The organism is Paenibacillus sp. EKM211P, from assembly GCF_011066175.1.
GTDB lineage: Bacteria > Bacillota > Bacilli > Paenibacillales > Paenibacillaceae > Paenibacillus > Paenibacillus polymyxa.
In genome coordinates this window covers 176,351-190,976 of sequence record NZ_JAAMNS010000002.1, presented here as the reverse complement: position 1 = coordinate 190,976, position 14,626 = coordinate 176,351, and the positions used below count along the sequence as shown (strand labels likewise).

At 45.9% G+C, this 14,626-nt stretch carries 12 protein-coding genes; 11 read left to right on the top strand and 1 reads right to left on the bottom strand.

What is annotated here, in order from left to right; genetic code table 11:
- Positions 1 to 133: 133 nt before the first annotated feature.
- The 5 genes from G9G57_RS03870 (at position 134) to G9G57_RS03850 (ending at position 6,050) form a co-directional block, all read left to right on the top strand.
- Entirely contained in the window at positions 134 to 1,393 is a 1,260-nt protein-coding gene (locus G9G57_RS03870) for a stage II sporulation protein P (protein ID WP_019688075.1), read from the top strand.
- Positions 1,394 to 1,421: 28 nt separating this feature from the next.
- Entirely contained in the window at positions 1,422 to 1,931 is a 510-nt protein-coding gene (locus tag G9G57_RS03865; protein ID WP_016821622.1) for a hypothetical protein, read from the top strand.
- Between the two features lie 71 nt (positions 1,932 to 2,002).
- Positions 2,003 to 3,817 (top strand): translation elongation factor 4, encoded by a 1,815-nt coding sequence (gene lepA / locus G9G57_RS03860; RefSeq protein WP_016821621.1) that lies wholly within the window; start codon positions 2,003 to 2,005, stop codon positions 3,815 to 3,817.
- A gap of 412 nt (positions 3,818 to 4,229) precedes the next feature.
- Positions 4,230 to 5,417 (top strand): radical SAM family heme chaperone HemW, encoded by a 1,188-nt coding sequence (hemW, locus tag G9G57_RS03855; protein WP_019688074.1) that lies wholly within the window; start codon positions 4,230 to 4,232, stop codon positions 5,415 to 5,417.
- Between the two features lie 156 nt (positions 5,418 to 5,573).
- Positions 5,574 to 6,050, top strand: a complete 477-nt coding sequence (locus tag G9G57_RS03850) for an N-acetyltransferase (protein ID WP_017428176.1) — start codon at positions 5,574 to 5,576, stop codon at positions 6,048 to 6,050.
- A gap of 86 nt (positions 6,051 to 6,136) precedes the next feature.
- Here G9G57_RS03850 and G9G57_RS03845 read toward each other — a convergent pair whose 3' ends face one another.
- Positions 6,137 to 6,586, bottom strand: coding sequence for a hypothetical protein (locus G9G57_RS03845; protein WP_019688073.1), 450 nt, complete (start codon positions 6,584 to 6,586; stop codon positions 6,137 to 6,139).
- A gap of 442 nt (positions 6,587 to 7,028) precedes the next feature.
- On the opposite strand from G9G57_RS03845, the gene hrcA reads away from it, so the two are divergent.
- From hrcA to dcuR, 6 genes are all read left to right on the top strand, one after another.
- Positions 7,029 to 8,060, top strand: coding sequence for a heat-inducible transcriptional repressor HrcA (gene hrcA / locus G9G57_RS03840; protein ID WP_013372178.1), 1,032 nt, complete (start codon positions 7,029 to 7,031; stop codon positions 8,058 to 8,060).
- Between the two features lie 120 nt (positions 8,061 to 8,180).
- The gene (gene grpE, locus G9G57_RS03835) at positions 8,181 to 8,753 is read left to right on the top strand and encodes a nucleotide exchange factor GrpE (RefSeq protein WP_019688072.1); all 573 of its coding nucleotides are present in this window, start codon (positions 8,181 to 8,183) and stop codon (positions 8,751 to 8,753) included.
- A gap of 88 nt (positions 8,754 to 8,841) precedes the next feature.
- Positions 8,842 to 10,677, top strand: coding sequence for a molecular chaperone DnaK (dnaK, locus tag G9G57_RS03830; RefSeq protein ID WP_013372176.1), 1,836 nt, complete (start codon positions 8,842 to 8,844; stop codon positions 10,675 to 10,677).
- A gap of 248 nt (positions 10,678 to 10,925) precedes the next feature.
- Complete coding sequence (gene dnaJ, locus G9G57_RS03825) at positions 10,926 to 12,050, top strand: molecular chaperone DnaJ (protein WP_016821615.1); 1,125 nt, start codon at positions 10,926 to 10,928, stop codon at positions 12,048 to 12,050.
- A 152-nt stretch (positions 12,051 to 12,202) separates the two neighbouring features.
- Entirely contained in the window at positions 12,203 to 13,858 is a 1,656-nt protein-coding gene (dcuS, locus tag G9G57_RS03820) for a DcuS/MalK family sensor histidine kinase (RefSeq protein WP_102998826.1), read from the top strand.
- Positions 13,851 to 14,558, top strand: a complete 708-nt coding sequence (gene dcuR, locus G9G57_RS03815) for a two-component system response regulator DcuR (RefSeq protein WP_044785372.1) — start codon at positions 13,851 to 13,853, stop codon at positions 14,556 to 14,558. Before dcuS ends, dcuR begins: the two co-directional genes overlap by 8 nt.
- Positions 14,559 to 14,626: the final 68 nt, after the last annotated feature.

Below are 14,626 nucleotides of genomic sequence, written 5' to 3'. Positions count from 1 at the left end.
GAGATTTTTGTGTTCTAGTAATTGTTCTCCGTTCATAGAGTTGAAGTATAAGAGATTTCCGAAACAGATAGGAACCCTGTGTTCTGAAATGCAATAAGCGGGTTTCGACGGGACGAAGGAGGACAAGGCTCACATGAAAAAAATTCAGACCTGGAACGTCGGAAGATGGAGAAGAAAAGGTATCGAAATTTTGGCAATGGGACATACGCTTGTGCTGCTCATCATGGGCTCGGCGCTTTTATTTGTCGTTTTGGGACTAGGAGGGCTGGCAGAAAATCGTTTGCAAACTTCTCCTGTTTCTTCGATGAAAGGATTGGCAGGCTCGGTGTCCAGCGGTTTTTTCGCGGATATGCTAGGTATGGAGGTACCTCATTTGGCACAAAAGAAACAGCATTCTTCGTTGTCGGGTGAACAATGGTCGCCATTTGTTTTTCAGATGCTTACAGGTATTAATCCGCAAGATCCCAAAAGTCTCATTTCTCGTGAAATTCCTGGCATGGCTGCTGGAGCGCCTGTCTTGCTGCGTAAGGGTTCGGGGAACATCAAGGTAGAGGGTCCTACGGATTATCAGCCTGATCAGGGAACGACAGATACCCCTGGGAGCTCAAACGCAGCTGAGAACCCGCCGTCTACTACGCCGGATATTCCGACAACACCGGAAACAGACCCTGCACGTGAGGATGATCCAGGTGATTCCGCCAAAGGCGAGAAGCGTATATTAATCTACCATTCTCATCCCAGAGAAGCATATAACCCATTACTGAGCAAAACCAGTTCCAACCCCAATTCAGGCTCTAAGTCAGCTAATGTATCAAGGGTAGGAGACTTTGTAAAGAAGAGACTGGAAAAGCAAGGGATATCTACACTGCATGTAAACAAGGATTATGCCACCACAGTTCAAAATTACAATTGGAACTACTCCTATAAATATTCACGCACAACAGTCAAGGAGGCTTTGGCTCAAAATAAAGGTTTAACTTATCTGCTCGATATTCATCGTGATTCCCAACGTCATGGAAAAACAACAGCCACGATTAATGGACTTTCTTATGCCAAAGTGTATTTTATTATCGGACATGACAACAAAAATTGGCGCAAAAATGAAGCTTTTGCTGCTCGCATTCATGAAAAGCTGGAAAAATCATATCACGGCGTATCGCGCGGTGTATGGGGAAAAGATGGCGGCAAAGGAAACAATGGTGAATACAATCAAAGCTTGTCTTCTCATAGCATTTTGATCGAAATCGGAGGGATTGACAACACCGAGGAGGAGTTAAAACGAACTTCTGACGTTTTGGCGGACATGATCAGTGAAGTGTATTGGGAGGATCAGAAAGCACAGAAGGCGGGTACTAACGTATCTGACACCAAAAAGAACAACAGCGGTAATTAAATAAGGTAGCAGTTAGGGGGGGGATATAATGACCGGACATTTTCGTAAAAAAGCGCTTGGATTTGTGCTTCTGATCGGAGCAGGCGTATTACTTGGCATGCAGCTGGCAGGCTCTGGCCTGCGCTCAGTCTATGGCCCGGAATGGGACGAGAATCCAGTTTCATCGGTGAATCAACAGAAAGTTGATTATGAGCAGACGGTGATTGAAGATACCCCGGCAGCTAATGCCCGAGCGTATAATCGTACGTATAATACAAGTGGAAAGGTCGAGTTCGAGCCACAAACGGACACGAATGAAGGAAAAACAAACGAACGAAGTGAGGAGCAGACCGCACGCTGGACACATGAATGGGATACGAAGACTGCTCAGAATGACAATATTCGGCAGGGCCTAGAGACGCCTCGTGAGCTGCTAGCCGTAAAGGCGCAGCAGGCTTCGGTGGATACCATGGCCGATAAAACGGCTGGGCTGCTTCAAAACCTGTCAAGACAAGGTATTCGCTGGGTTGTATCTGTATTTGACGGGGTAACAGAATAGAAATATTGCTGCCCCCCCTTACAACTGCTATAATAAGCTGATTGATACTAGGCATTGTGTGGGGGTAAGGCATGACTGACATTTTGGCAAGACAACGTAAAATTCGGAACTTTAGTATCATTGCACATATAGACCATGGTAAATCCACGCTGGCTGACCGGATCTTGGAGTACACCGGTGCACTCACTTCCCGCGAAATGCAGGAGCAAGTGCTTGACCAGATGGAACTGGAGCGGGAGCGCGGGATTACAATTAAGCTCCAGGCAGTGCGACTCACCTATAAGGCCGATGACGGCGAAGAGTACATTTTGAATTTGATTGATACACCGGGACACGTCGATTTTACCTATGAGGTATCTCGTAGTTTGGCAGCCTGCGAAGGTGCTTTGCTGGTAGTAGACGCAGCGCAGGGGATTGAGGCGCAGACATTGGCTAATGTTTATTTGGCGCTCGACAACAATCTGGAGATTTTGCCAGTGCTTAACAAGATTGATTTGCCAAGTGCTGATCCTGAACGGGTAAAGCAGGAAATCGAGGATGTTATCGGTTTGGACACGAGTGAAACTGTACATGCTTCAGCCAAAGCTGGAATCGGTATCAAGGAAATATTGGAACAGGTGGTCAGAAGTGTGCCTGCTCCGCAAGGAAATCCGGATAATCCGCTTAAGGCGCTTATTTTCGATTCGCATTATGATCCTTATAAAGGCGTAATCGTATATGTACGTGTTGTGGACGGCAGTATCCGTGCGGGTTCGAAAATTAAAATGATGGCGACTGACAAAACGTTTGAGGTTATCGAGGTTGGAGCTTTCATGCCACGTATGACGATCGTGGATGAGCTAAATATCGGTGATGTTGGTTTTATCGTGGCCGGAATCAAGCATGTGGGCGACACTCGTGTCGGGGATACGGTAACGGATGCCAAAAATCCAACACCAGAACCGATGCCAGGCTATCGGAAAATTAATCCGATGGTGTATTGCGGTCTGTATCCGATTGAAACATCGGAATACAACGATCTGCGTGAGGCGCTTGAAAAGCTGCAGCTGAACGATGCTTCGCTCAGCTTTGAACCGGAAACATCCAGTGCGCTGGGCTTCGGTTTCCGTTGCGGTTTCCTTGGTCTGCTGCATATGGACGTTATTCAGGAACGTATTGAACGTGAATTCAATATTCCGTTGATTACAACGGCACCAAGCGTAATTTACCGTGTACAATTGACTAATGGGGAAACGATCGAAATCGATAACCCTTCCAACTACCCAGAAGTAGGGCGTATTGAACATGTACAAGAGCCATATGTTAAAGCGGGTATCATCGTGCCAAATGATTATGTAGGTACAGTTATGGAGCTTTGTCAGAACAAGCGTGGTGAGTACGTGAACATGGAGTACCTAGATACAACACGGGTAACAATTACGTACCAGATTCCTTTGTCTGAAATCGTATATGATTTCTTTGATCAGCTAAAATCCAGCACCAAAGGCTATGCTTCCTTTGACTATGAGATTTCAGGCTATCGCCAATCAAATCTGGTGAAGATGGATATTCTGTTGAATGGTGAGCAGGTCGATGCGCTGTCGTTCATCGTGCATAGAGATCGAGCTTACCACCGCGGACGTATCATTTGTGAGAAGCTGCGCGAGTTGATCCCGCGGCAAATGTTCGAGGTGCCAATCCAGGCATCTGTAGGAACAAAGGTTGTTGCGCGTGAAACCGTTAAGGCTATGCGTAAAAACGTCTTGGCCAAATGTTATGGCGGCGATATTTCCCGTAAACGGAAACTGCTTGAGAAGCAAAAAGAAGGCAAGAAGCGTATGAAGCAGGTCGGTAACGTAGAAGTACCACAGGAAGCATTTATGGCGGTACTGAAGATAGATGAGTAAAGCAGTTTGAAGTATTCGTCCATTCTTTCATGGGGCATTTGCCATGCATGGAGAATGGACGTTCTTTATTTGAGCAAGCTATTCAGGACAGGGAGCTCGTTCAAGTTACAATCAGCGTAACAAAGCATAGTATCATTAAAACTTTAGAGTATTTCTTAAAGCAGTGTCTCTTTTACTGCAACACCTACACCACAAAAATGGGCCGACTCGTGGTGGGCAGCAGCGGAGTGGGCCATTTGAATCTGGAGAAGCGTAGCGTTCGCCTTTACTCCCCAATTTTATCCCTAAGAGTGCTTATATAATGGAAAATTGGGGAGTAACAGCGATCAGAAGATCAAATGGAACACGAAGCGGTTGGTCTCGACCTCGGCTCATTTTCTCACTAAACCCTGAATCGACAAGGAGGATCGGTATGACCGCATCCATACAAAAACATGAATATTCATCCGCGCCTCAAGCGGTTTATCTGCATATACCTTTTTGCACGAATAAATGCTTTTACTGTGACTTTAACTCTTATGTGCTCAAGGATCAGCCTGTTATGGAATATCTGTATGCCTTGGAACGGGAGATGGAACATACGGTCAAACTTCACCCGCCAGGACAGATAAAAACCATTTTTGTCGGGGGCGGAACACCAACAACCCTCAATCCGAAGGAAATGGAATATTTCCTGAAGAGCGTTCGTACCTATTTTCCAAACTGGGCGGAAGATATTGAGTTTTCTATGGAAGCCAATCCAGGCACAACTGATTTTGAAAAACTTTCTGTGATGAAAGAAGGCGGTGTCAATCGACTCAGCTTTGGTGTGCAGGCTTTCCAGAATGAGCTGCTTACAGGCATAGGTCGTATTCATAGTACAGATGACGTCTATCGTAGTTTGGAAAACGCACGTAAGGCCGGCTTGGACAATCTGTCGATTGACCTGATGTTCGGTTTGCCGAACCAAACGGTCGACATGCTGGATGAAAGCGTCAGTAGAGCGCTGGAGCTGGATCTTCCTCATTACTCTATCTACAGTTTGAAGGTTGAAGAGAACACGCTCTTCCACACGTTATACCAGAAAAACCAGCTGCCACTTCCACATGAAGATGACGAACTGGAAATGTATTTGCTCCTTATGCGTCGCATGAAAGAAGCGGGTTATGAACAGTATGAAATTAGTAATTTCGCTAAACCAGGTTTGGGTAGTAAGCACAATATGACTTATTGGCGGAATGAGGATTATTATGGTCTTGGCGCTGGGGCACATGGTTATGTTGGCAGAGAGCGTCATATGAACATTAAGGGCATTAACCCTTATGTGGAGGCTACTCGGAATGGCCTACCGCGTTTGGACAGTTTTGAGGTGCCGACGGCGGAAGCCATGGAGGATTTCCTCATGGTCGGTTTGAGAATGCTGGAAGGTGTGTCTAAATCCCGCTTTGAGGCTCAATTTGGTCAGACATTGGAAGACACGTTTACAGTTCCTCTCAGAAAAATGCTGAATGCGGGATTAATTGAATCAATCGAGGATGGGTATCGTTTGAGCGAACGCGGTATTTTATTCGGAAATGACGTATTTGCAGAGTTCATCGGTTCTATCACGGTAAATTCATAAGTTGCAGGTTTCAATACAATACATTTTGACATCGTAAGCTGGGCTATCATTTTATTACACCATTCTGCCACAGCAGGGTAAATGGAGTATTGCGATTCTATGCGTTATGTTGTATATTTATTCATTATATGCGGCAAGCGGCAGGAGGAGAGCAAGATGGCTTCAGTGTGTAAAGATGTATTGTGCAGAAGTGCGGTTCCTGAGGATGTGGAGCCTTTATATCAAATGATTAGTGGCTATGCAGAGCGGGGGATTATGCTGCCACGTTCAAGGGAAGTGCTTACGCGCCAACTGGAGCTGTTTATTGTTGCAGAGGTGGACGGCCAAGTCGTTGGCTGTGGTTCTTTATGCAAATTGGGGGCTGATTTGGTAGAGATTCGCTCCCTTGGCATCTCTGAGGGGCATAAAGGAATGGGGATAGGCTCCAAGCTTGTGGAAGGCCTTATTATAGAAGCACGGCGGCAACGTATTCCTAAAATTATGGCACTGACCTACGAGGTATCCTTTTTTATAAAAAACGGTTTTGATGTAGTTAGCAAAGAGATTTTCCCCGAGAAGGTATGGACCGACTGCATTCACTGTAGTAAGCAAAACAATTGTGATGAAATCGCAGTGTTGAAAGTACTGAACTGACCTGTCAATAATGAGGTCAGTTCAGTGTTTTTTTATCAGGACGTAGCCGTGTGTATGTGTTACGGCTTACATTATTGTGTCCCTGTTTATTTCTCAAATGTTTGGAGTAACCACCAAATGAATTGATGATGAGGCTCCAGTTCCGAAGGTATATCACTCAAGCTTCCTATGGGATGGTCCTTATGGTAATCCGTATCATTATAAAAGTATGTAGTGCCATCTAACGGGACCTGACGCTTGTATTTATACAAGGCGACAACATATTTTTCAGACTCTCCGGTTCGGCTTGGATGATATGTGTACCCTTCCCAGTCGGCTGGTGTTACATCATCATAATGCAGTATAGCTGCCACACTATATTTGATTTGCTTGGGAATGCTTGGACTGAATTCTTGTGGGTAAAATAAAATGGTATTCCACATGCTTAACAGAATTGTAGGGACCAAAATTAAGGCACACCATAGGGGGCTTAATTTACGAATTAAGTGGATCACCGAAATGATAAGGGCAGCGTTCAGAATAAAAACTAGTGGCAAAGCAAGTATTCTTCCTAGTCCTGTGTACGGAAACAATTCGATTAAAATGTAAAACATACAAATTGTAGGTAAAAGAGCGATTAATGCGTATAAAAGGTTGCGGCGCTTGCTTCTCAGACCCCATTCCTCCTTAAAGGCAATAAAGTTATATAGTTTGTAGGCACAGTCTCAAATTTTTCAGTTTTACGCATCCCTATACATAAATATGGTTTGGATATGGTAAATAATGAGGTTTTCCGTGAAAAAATGCAAACCCTCTGTTTTGCCATAGTAATTAAAATGGATATAATAAATATCGTTTATTGAAAATACTGATCTGACTTGACAATGATCAGGTCGGTTTGGTATTTTTGTATTATCAGTTAGCACTCATCGCGAACGAGTGCTAATGATTCCATTTAACAATCATGCTATTATGGATAAATGACAAGGGGGGATTCGCTTGTTAACCGAACGTCAGAGACTCATTTTGAATGCGATTATTGATGACTACATTCGTTCGGCTGAGCCAGTGGGTTCCCGCAGCATATCCAAAAGGCAGGATGTCGGATTCAGCCCAGCCACAATCCGTAATGAAATGTCGGATTTGGAGGAACAGGGCTATCTGGAGCAACCCCATACTTCTGCGGGACGCATCCCGTCTCATAAAGGCTATCGTTATTATGTGGACCATTTGGTGCCGCTAAATACACTGAAGCCTATGGAAATGCGGGAACTAAAAGCCTTTTACGCCGAAAAGCTGAATGTAATGGAGCAAGTGATCCAGCATGCATCAGGCATTTTGTCCCATATGACCAATTATACTTCCATCCTGCTTGGGCCGGAGGTTTTTCATACTTCGTTGCGTCATTTTCAGCTGTTGCCGCTCAACGAAACGACGGCTGTGGCGATTATCGTGACCAATACCGGTCAGGTGGAGAATAAAACGGTGGATATTCCGCCTGGAATTTCAATCTCCGAGATGGAAAAGGTTGTGAATTTACTGAACAGCAAGCTGGTCGGTGTACCGATTTATCAGCTTAAATCACGCCTTTACACCGCGCTGGGTCAGGAAATGGAGAAGCATGTATCTCATTTTGAGGACGCTATGAAGGTGCTGGATAAAGCACTCGATAATGAATCAGATCAGCGCCTATATTTAAGCGGTGCGACGAACATGCTGAATCAGCCTGAATTTAAAGATGTAGAAAAGGTTAAACATATTCTCGATCTGCTGGAGGAAACACCAACGCTACTTAAACTGATGACTCCTGTAGCCGGAGCACCTGAAATTCAAGTCCGCATCGGCACAGAAAATGATCATGAAGCATTTGCCAATTGCAGCCTGATTACTGCTACATATGCAGTAGACGGAGAAGCGTTGGGTACTATAGGTATATTGGGTCCGACGCGGATGGAGTATGCGAGAGTTATTAATATTTTGGGTATCCTGTCTAAGGATTTGACCGCAATGCTAACGCAACGGTTTAAATAAAATAAGATCGCATAGGTTGCGGTCCTACATGTTCCGCGCTGGGATACGGTTTGTATCCTGCGCGGGTGCATTGTTGCGTGCTTTTATAGGGGAGTTACAACTTGAAGGAGGTGAAACATTTTGAAGGAAGAACAAGCGTTCCAAGATGACAAACAACAAAATGTAAGCACAGAGGAAGCCGCCGAAACGAGCCAGCAGGACGAGCTGGTGAATGAAGCGGCAGCACTGGAAGCCGAGGAAGAAAACACAGAGGTGGCAAAACTTCGTGCAGAGGCTGAGGAGCATCAGCAACGGTTTTTGCGCGCACAGGCGGATTTTGATAATTTTCGCCGCCGTACGCTGAAAGAAAAGGAAGACCTTGCTAAATATGCGTCTATGAAGCTTGTTACCGAGTTGGTGCCTGTTCTGGATAACTTCGAGCGAGCGCTGGCAACAGCATCGCAAGGAGCGGAGTCTGAGTCATTCACCAAAGGCGTGGAAATGATTTTCCGCCAGTTTGAGAGTGTGCTTCAGGCAGAGGGAGTGACGGCCATGAATGCAGTGGGACAACCGTTTAATCCTGATTTCCATCAGGCTATTATGCAGGTGGAGAGCGAAGAGCATGATGAAGGCATCGTCGTTGAAGAGGTACAAAAAGGATACATGCTGAAGGACAAGGTGCTTCGTCCAGCGATGGTAAAAGTTAGCATGTAACTTTTTCTATATACATTAGAATTACATCATTTTTGATTCAACCATTCTGGCCTGAGGGCCTCGTATATACAGAAGGAGGAATTGTCCGATGAGCAAAGTAATCGGTATTGACTTAGGTACAACCAACTCTTGTGTGGCTGTTATGGAGGGCGGCGAAGCCGTCGTTATTCCAAATCCGGAAGGCGCGCGCACAACCCCTTCCGTTGTCGGTTTCAAAAAAGATGGGGAGCGTACTGTAGGGGAAACGGCAAAACGCCAAGCAATTACGAACCCGGATCGTACAATCATGTCCATCAAGCGCCACATGGGTACAAATCATAAAGAAAACATCGACGGTAAGGAATATTCCGCACAGGAAATTTCCGCTATGATTTTGCAAAAGCTGAAAGCTGACGCTGAAGCTTACCTGGGCCAAACGGTTTCTCAAGCGGTTATCACTGTTCCAGCTTACTTCAATGATGGTCAACGTCAAGCAACTAAGGACGCAGGTAAAATTGCCGGTCTGGAAGTTCTGCGGATTGTCAATGAGCCAACAGCAGCTGCATTAGCATATGGTATGGAAAAATCCGAAGACCAAACCATCCTCGTATATGACTTGGGCGGCGGTACATTCGACGTATCCATTTTGGAACTGGGCGATGGCTTCTTCGAAGTTAAAGCAACAAGCGGCGACAACAAGCTGGGTGGCGATGACTTTGACCAAGTGATTATTGATTACCTCGTAAATGAGTTCAAGAAAGATCAAGGTATTGACCTGAGCAAAGATAAAGCAGCTGTACAACGTCTGAAAGATGCAGCAGAAAAAGCGAAAAAAGAACTGTCCGGCGTGCTGACAACGACAATTTCCTTGCCGTTTATCACAGTAGCTGATGGCGTTCCACAGCATTTGGAGTTGAACCTGACTCGTGCGAAGTTTGAAGAATTGTCCGCAGGTCTGGTAGAACGTACTTTGGGACCTACTCGTCAAGCGATGAAAGATGCAGGCATGAGTGCTAGCGACATCGATAAAATCGTTTTGGTCGGCGGCTCCACACGTATTCCAGCTGTACAAGAAGCAATCAAAAAACTGACAGGTAAAGAGCCTCACAAAGGTGTAAACCCTGATGAAGTGGTAGCTTTGGGCGCGGCAGTTCAAGCAGGTGTATTGACAGGTGATGTGAAAGACGTCGTTCTCCTTGACGTAACTCCACTGTCCCTCGGTATTGAAACCGCAGGTGGCGTATTCACTAAAATGATTGATCGTAACACGACAATCCCTACGAGCAAATCGCAGGTATTCTCGACGTATGCCGACAATCAGCCTAGCGTAGAAATTCACGTGCTGCAAGGTGAACGCGAAATGGCAGCAGGCAACAAAACACTGGGCCGTTTCCAATTGGGAGATATCCCTCCAGCACCACGTGGTGTACCGCAAATCGAAGTTACTTTCGATCTGGATGCGAACGGTATCGTGAACGTATCTGCTACAGATAAAGGCACAGGCAAAAGCCAAAAAATTACGATCACTTCTTCTAGCGGCTTGAGTGACGAAGAAGTAGAACGTATGATGAAGGATGCCGAGTTGCATGCGGAAGAAGATAAGAAACGTAAAGAGTTGGTAGAAGCGAAAAACGCTGCAGACCAACTGATCTACTCCGTAGACAAAACGATTAAAGATCTGGGCGAAAAAGCGGATGCAGGTGAAGTCGAAAAAGCAAATGCAGCTAAAGAAAATCTGCAAAAAACGCTGGAATCCGATAACCTGGAAGACATCAAAAAAGCTACTGAAGAGCTGACTGAGATTGTTCAGCAATTGTCTGTGAAATTGTATGAGCAAGCTGCTCAAGCAGCGCAAGCTCAAGACGGAGCAGCAGACAGCAAAGGCCGTGACAATGTAGTTGATGCGGACTATGAAGTTGTTGACGAAGATCAGAAGAAAGACTAAGCAACGAATCGGGTAGTGGCAACTTTACGGTATACCGGTACGTTATGATATACTGAACAATAATTAGCAGCGTAGCTGCCTTGATAAATAGCAATTAGCCTAAGGGTAACTGTTATTTCCAAGATAAATAAGCATATTACGGGTTGTACTGCCTTGAAATGATGGGAAGGTCAAAGCCGGGTCATCCCGCGCCTTTGGCTTTCCTTTTATATGTAGTGCAGACACGTTGTAGGCATGGGGGTGGAACATTGGCTGATAAGCGTGATTATTATGAGGTGCTGGGTGTCGCAAAAGGCGCTTCGGATGAAGAAGTCAAAAAGGCTTACCGTAAGCTTGCGCGTCAGTATCATCCGGACGTGAACAAGGCTGCGGACGCAGAAACTAAATTCAAAGAAGTTAAAGAAGCTTACGATGTCCTCAGTGATGGTCAGAAGCGGGCAAGATACGACCAATACGGTCATGTAGACCCGAATCAGGGCATGGGAGGCGGCTTCGGTGGTGCCGACTTCGGTGGCGGATTTGGTGATATTTTTGATATGTTCTTTGGTGGCGGTAATGGTCGACGTGACCCGAATGCACCGCAACGAGGGAACGATCTTCAATATACGATGACAATCGAATTCAAAGAAGCGGTGTTTGGTAAAGAAACCGACATTCAAATTGAACGTACGGAAACATGTGATACGTGTCATGGTACAGGAGCCAAAGCGGGCACTCAACCACAGACCTGTTCCGTCTGCCACGGCAGTGGACAGGAAGAAGTGGTGCAGAATACACCGTTTGGCCGCATGGTTAACCGACGCGCCTGCTCCAATTGCGGCGGTTCCGGTAAAATCATCAAAGAAAAATGTACGACTTGTAGCGGATCAGGCCGTGTCCGCAAGAAACGTAAAATTCATATCCGCATTCCAGCGGGTGTGGACGACGGCGCACAAATGCGTATCAACGGTGAAGGCGAAGGCGGTGTCAACGGAGGACCGGCAGGTGACCTGTACGTCGTATTCCGCGTGAAGTCGCACGACTTCTTTGAGCGTGAGGGAGACGATATCTACTGTGAAATTCCGCTGACGTTCTCACAGGCAGCGTTGGGAGATGAAGTTGAGATCCCGACGTTGACCGAGAAAGTGAAGCTGAAAGTTCCAGCAGGCACGCAAACAGGGACTTATTTCCGTCTTAAAGGAAAGGGTGTACCAAAACTGCGCGGCGTAGGTCAAGGTGACCAGCATATTAAGGTAGTTGTGGTAACGCCTAGCAAGCTGAGTGAGGAACAGAAGGATTTGCTGCGTCAGTTCTCTTCGCTTAGTGGAGAGCAGACACATGAGAATGAGCAGTCCTTTTTTGACCGTGTGAAGCGGGCTTTCCGAGGCGACTAAGCCAAAGTCGAAATCGCGGAGCTTCAATTATGAATCCGAGGGACTATTCCGCAATTGCGGGATAGTCCCTTTTTTTATATTCACGTAAACACATACATAGCCATTTTTGTATAACCAGAGTTAACAATTGAGCTTCTATCAACTAGAAAGGGGTGAGTTCCATCGAAAAAATACGGGCAAGTCTGCGTCGAGGTAAGCCGCTATTAAAGCTTAGAGGTCTAATAACGCTGCTCGTATGTCTGGTTATGGCACTTGTGCTCCTGCCAGTAACACTGTTATTTGCCGAGAGAGTTGAGCATGAAACGGAGAAAGGACTCGAGGAAAAGGCAATGTCCATTGCGCGTACACTCGCCCATACACCGCTTATTATTGAGCAATTGCAACAGACAGGTTCTTCTCCTTCCATGCAGGAGTATGTGAAGAAGGTCTCAACGGCGAATCATATCCAATTTGTCGTGGTTATGGATATGAAGGGAATTCGTAAAACCCACCCGGATGCTAGGAGGATCGGCAAAGCCTTTGTCGGAGGGGACGAGTATACTGCACTTCATGGTCAGGAGAGCGTGTCCGTTGCAAAGGGGACATTGGGCATGTCCATGCGGGCCTTCTCCCCCGTGTTTAGTGTGACGGGAAAACAGGTAGGTGCGATTGTTGTCGGTATATCCATGCAGGATGTACAGCGGGCCCAGGAAGGCAACACCCGTCTTATTGCTATCGCCATTGGGATCGGAATGTTGATTGGCACAGGAGGAGCGGTTGTGCTGGCCCGTAAAATCAAAAATATGCTGGTCGGTCTGGAGCCGCCGGAAATCGCACGTTTGCTGGAGGAACGCAGCGCGATGTTACAGTCCATCAAGGAAGGCGTCATTGCGGTGGATGAATGCGGTCGTATCATGCTGATGAATGCAGAAGCGATCCGTCTACTGAGGCAAGCGGGGATTGAAGATTTCTCATTCTCTGGACAGGAAATTACTGTTTATTTATCTGCTTTCCGATTACAAGAGGTCTTGGAAGTAAGCACTCCACTGATGGATGAGGAAATGCAGCTGGGTGGGATCACCTTGCTGACCACCAGTGTTCCGATACGGGTCAAAGGAAAAATTGTCGGAGCCATTGTAACCTTTCGGGATAAGACGGAGATGAAACAGCTTGCTGAACGTTTGACAGGAGTTTCTCTGTACACGGAAGCACTACGCGCGCAGGCTCATGAATTTATGAACAAGTTGCATGTCATTATGGGGATGGTGCATTTGCGAATGTATGATAAACTGGAGCACTATATTATGGATGCTGTCGAGCATCATCAAGTAGAGATTGGCTCCATTACTCGGCAGCTTAAGGACCCAGTGATGGCGGGGTTTGTGTTAGGGAAATTAAGCCGGGCCAGAGAGGCAGGGGTAAATTTTGAACTGACTCCGGGTAGTTACTTGCCTGAATCCAGTCAAACTCAAACGACTCATGAACTGATTACTATTCTTGGCAATCTGTTTGATAATGCAGTGGAGGCGATGGAATCTCTGGAGCACAAGCGGATTACCCTTTCACTTTATTATGAAGAAAACCAGAAAAATGGCTGTCTGACCAGTATCATGTGCGACAATGGTCCAGGTATACCGGAGGGCCTTGGGAAGGCCATTTTTGAAAAAGGTTTTTCGACCAAGGGAGAGTCGCGAGGGATGGGACTTTACCTAGTGTCGCAAAGCGTGAAAAGGCTACAAGGTAGTGTAAAGTTGATCCCAGTCGAGCAGGGGTGCTGTTTTCAGATTAAGATTCCATACATTATAGCGGGGAATGATGAACATGATTAATGTCCTGATTGTAGAAGATGATCCGATGGTTGCGGAATTCAACCGCAAATATACGGAGCAGGTAGAGGGTTTCCAATGTGGTGGTTGGGCTTCTTCGGTGGAAGAGGCTAAGAAATATATAGCTGAACAAGCCATTGATCTGATATTGCTGGATGTGTATATGCAAGAAAGTAATGGCCTCGATTTACTGTCATTTATACGGGAGGCTGGAGTGAATGTGGACGTTATTGTCATCTCAGCTGCAAGTGACATGAGTAGCATCAAAAAAGCGATGAACTTTGGCGCGGTGGATTATTTAATCAAGCCTTTCCACTTTAACCGTTTTTTAGAGGCCCTTACCGGGTACCGAGAACACATTAGTATTGTTCGTGAGCGTAGTCTACTGTCGCAGGAGGAGCTGGACCGACTGATTTATCATAAAAGCTTGACTAAAGACTTGGCACGGTTGCCTAAGGGGATAACGAAATCCACGCTGGCTATGATATGGAATTGTATCCAGCAGCATCATAAGGTTCTGTTTTCCACCGAGGATATTGCGGAGAGTGCAGGGATCTCCAGGGTGTCTATGCGCAAGTATCTGGCTTTTATGACAGAGATTGAAGTGCTTTCTATGGAAACTATATATGGTACCATTGGACGTCCTGTTTACCAATACCAGGTGTTGCCGCAGGCAGAAGGAATCATGAATAGTTATATTTAGCCCTATTTCTGATTACTTTAGTTACTAAAGTTAGTTCTTAGTTTTAAAACCAAATAAAGCGTTTTCCA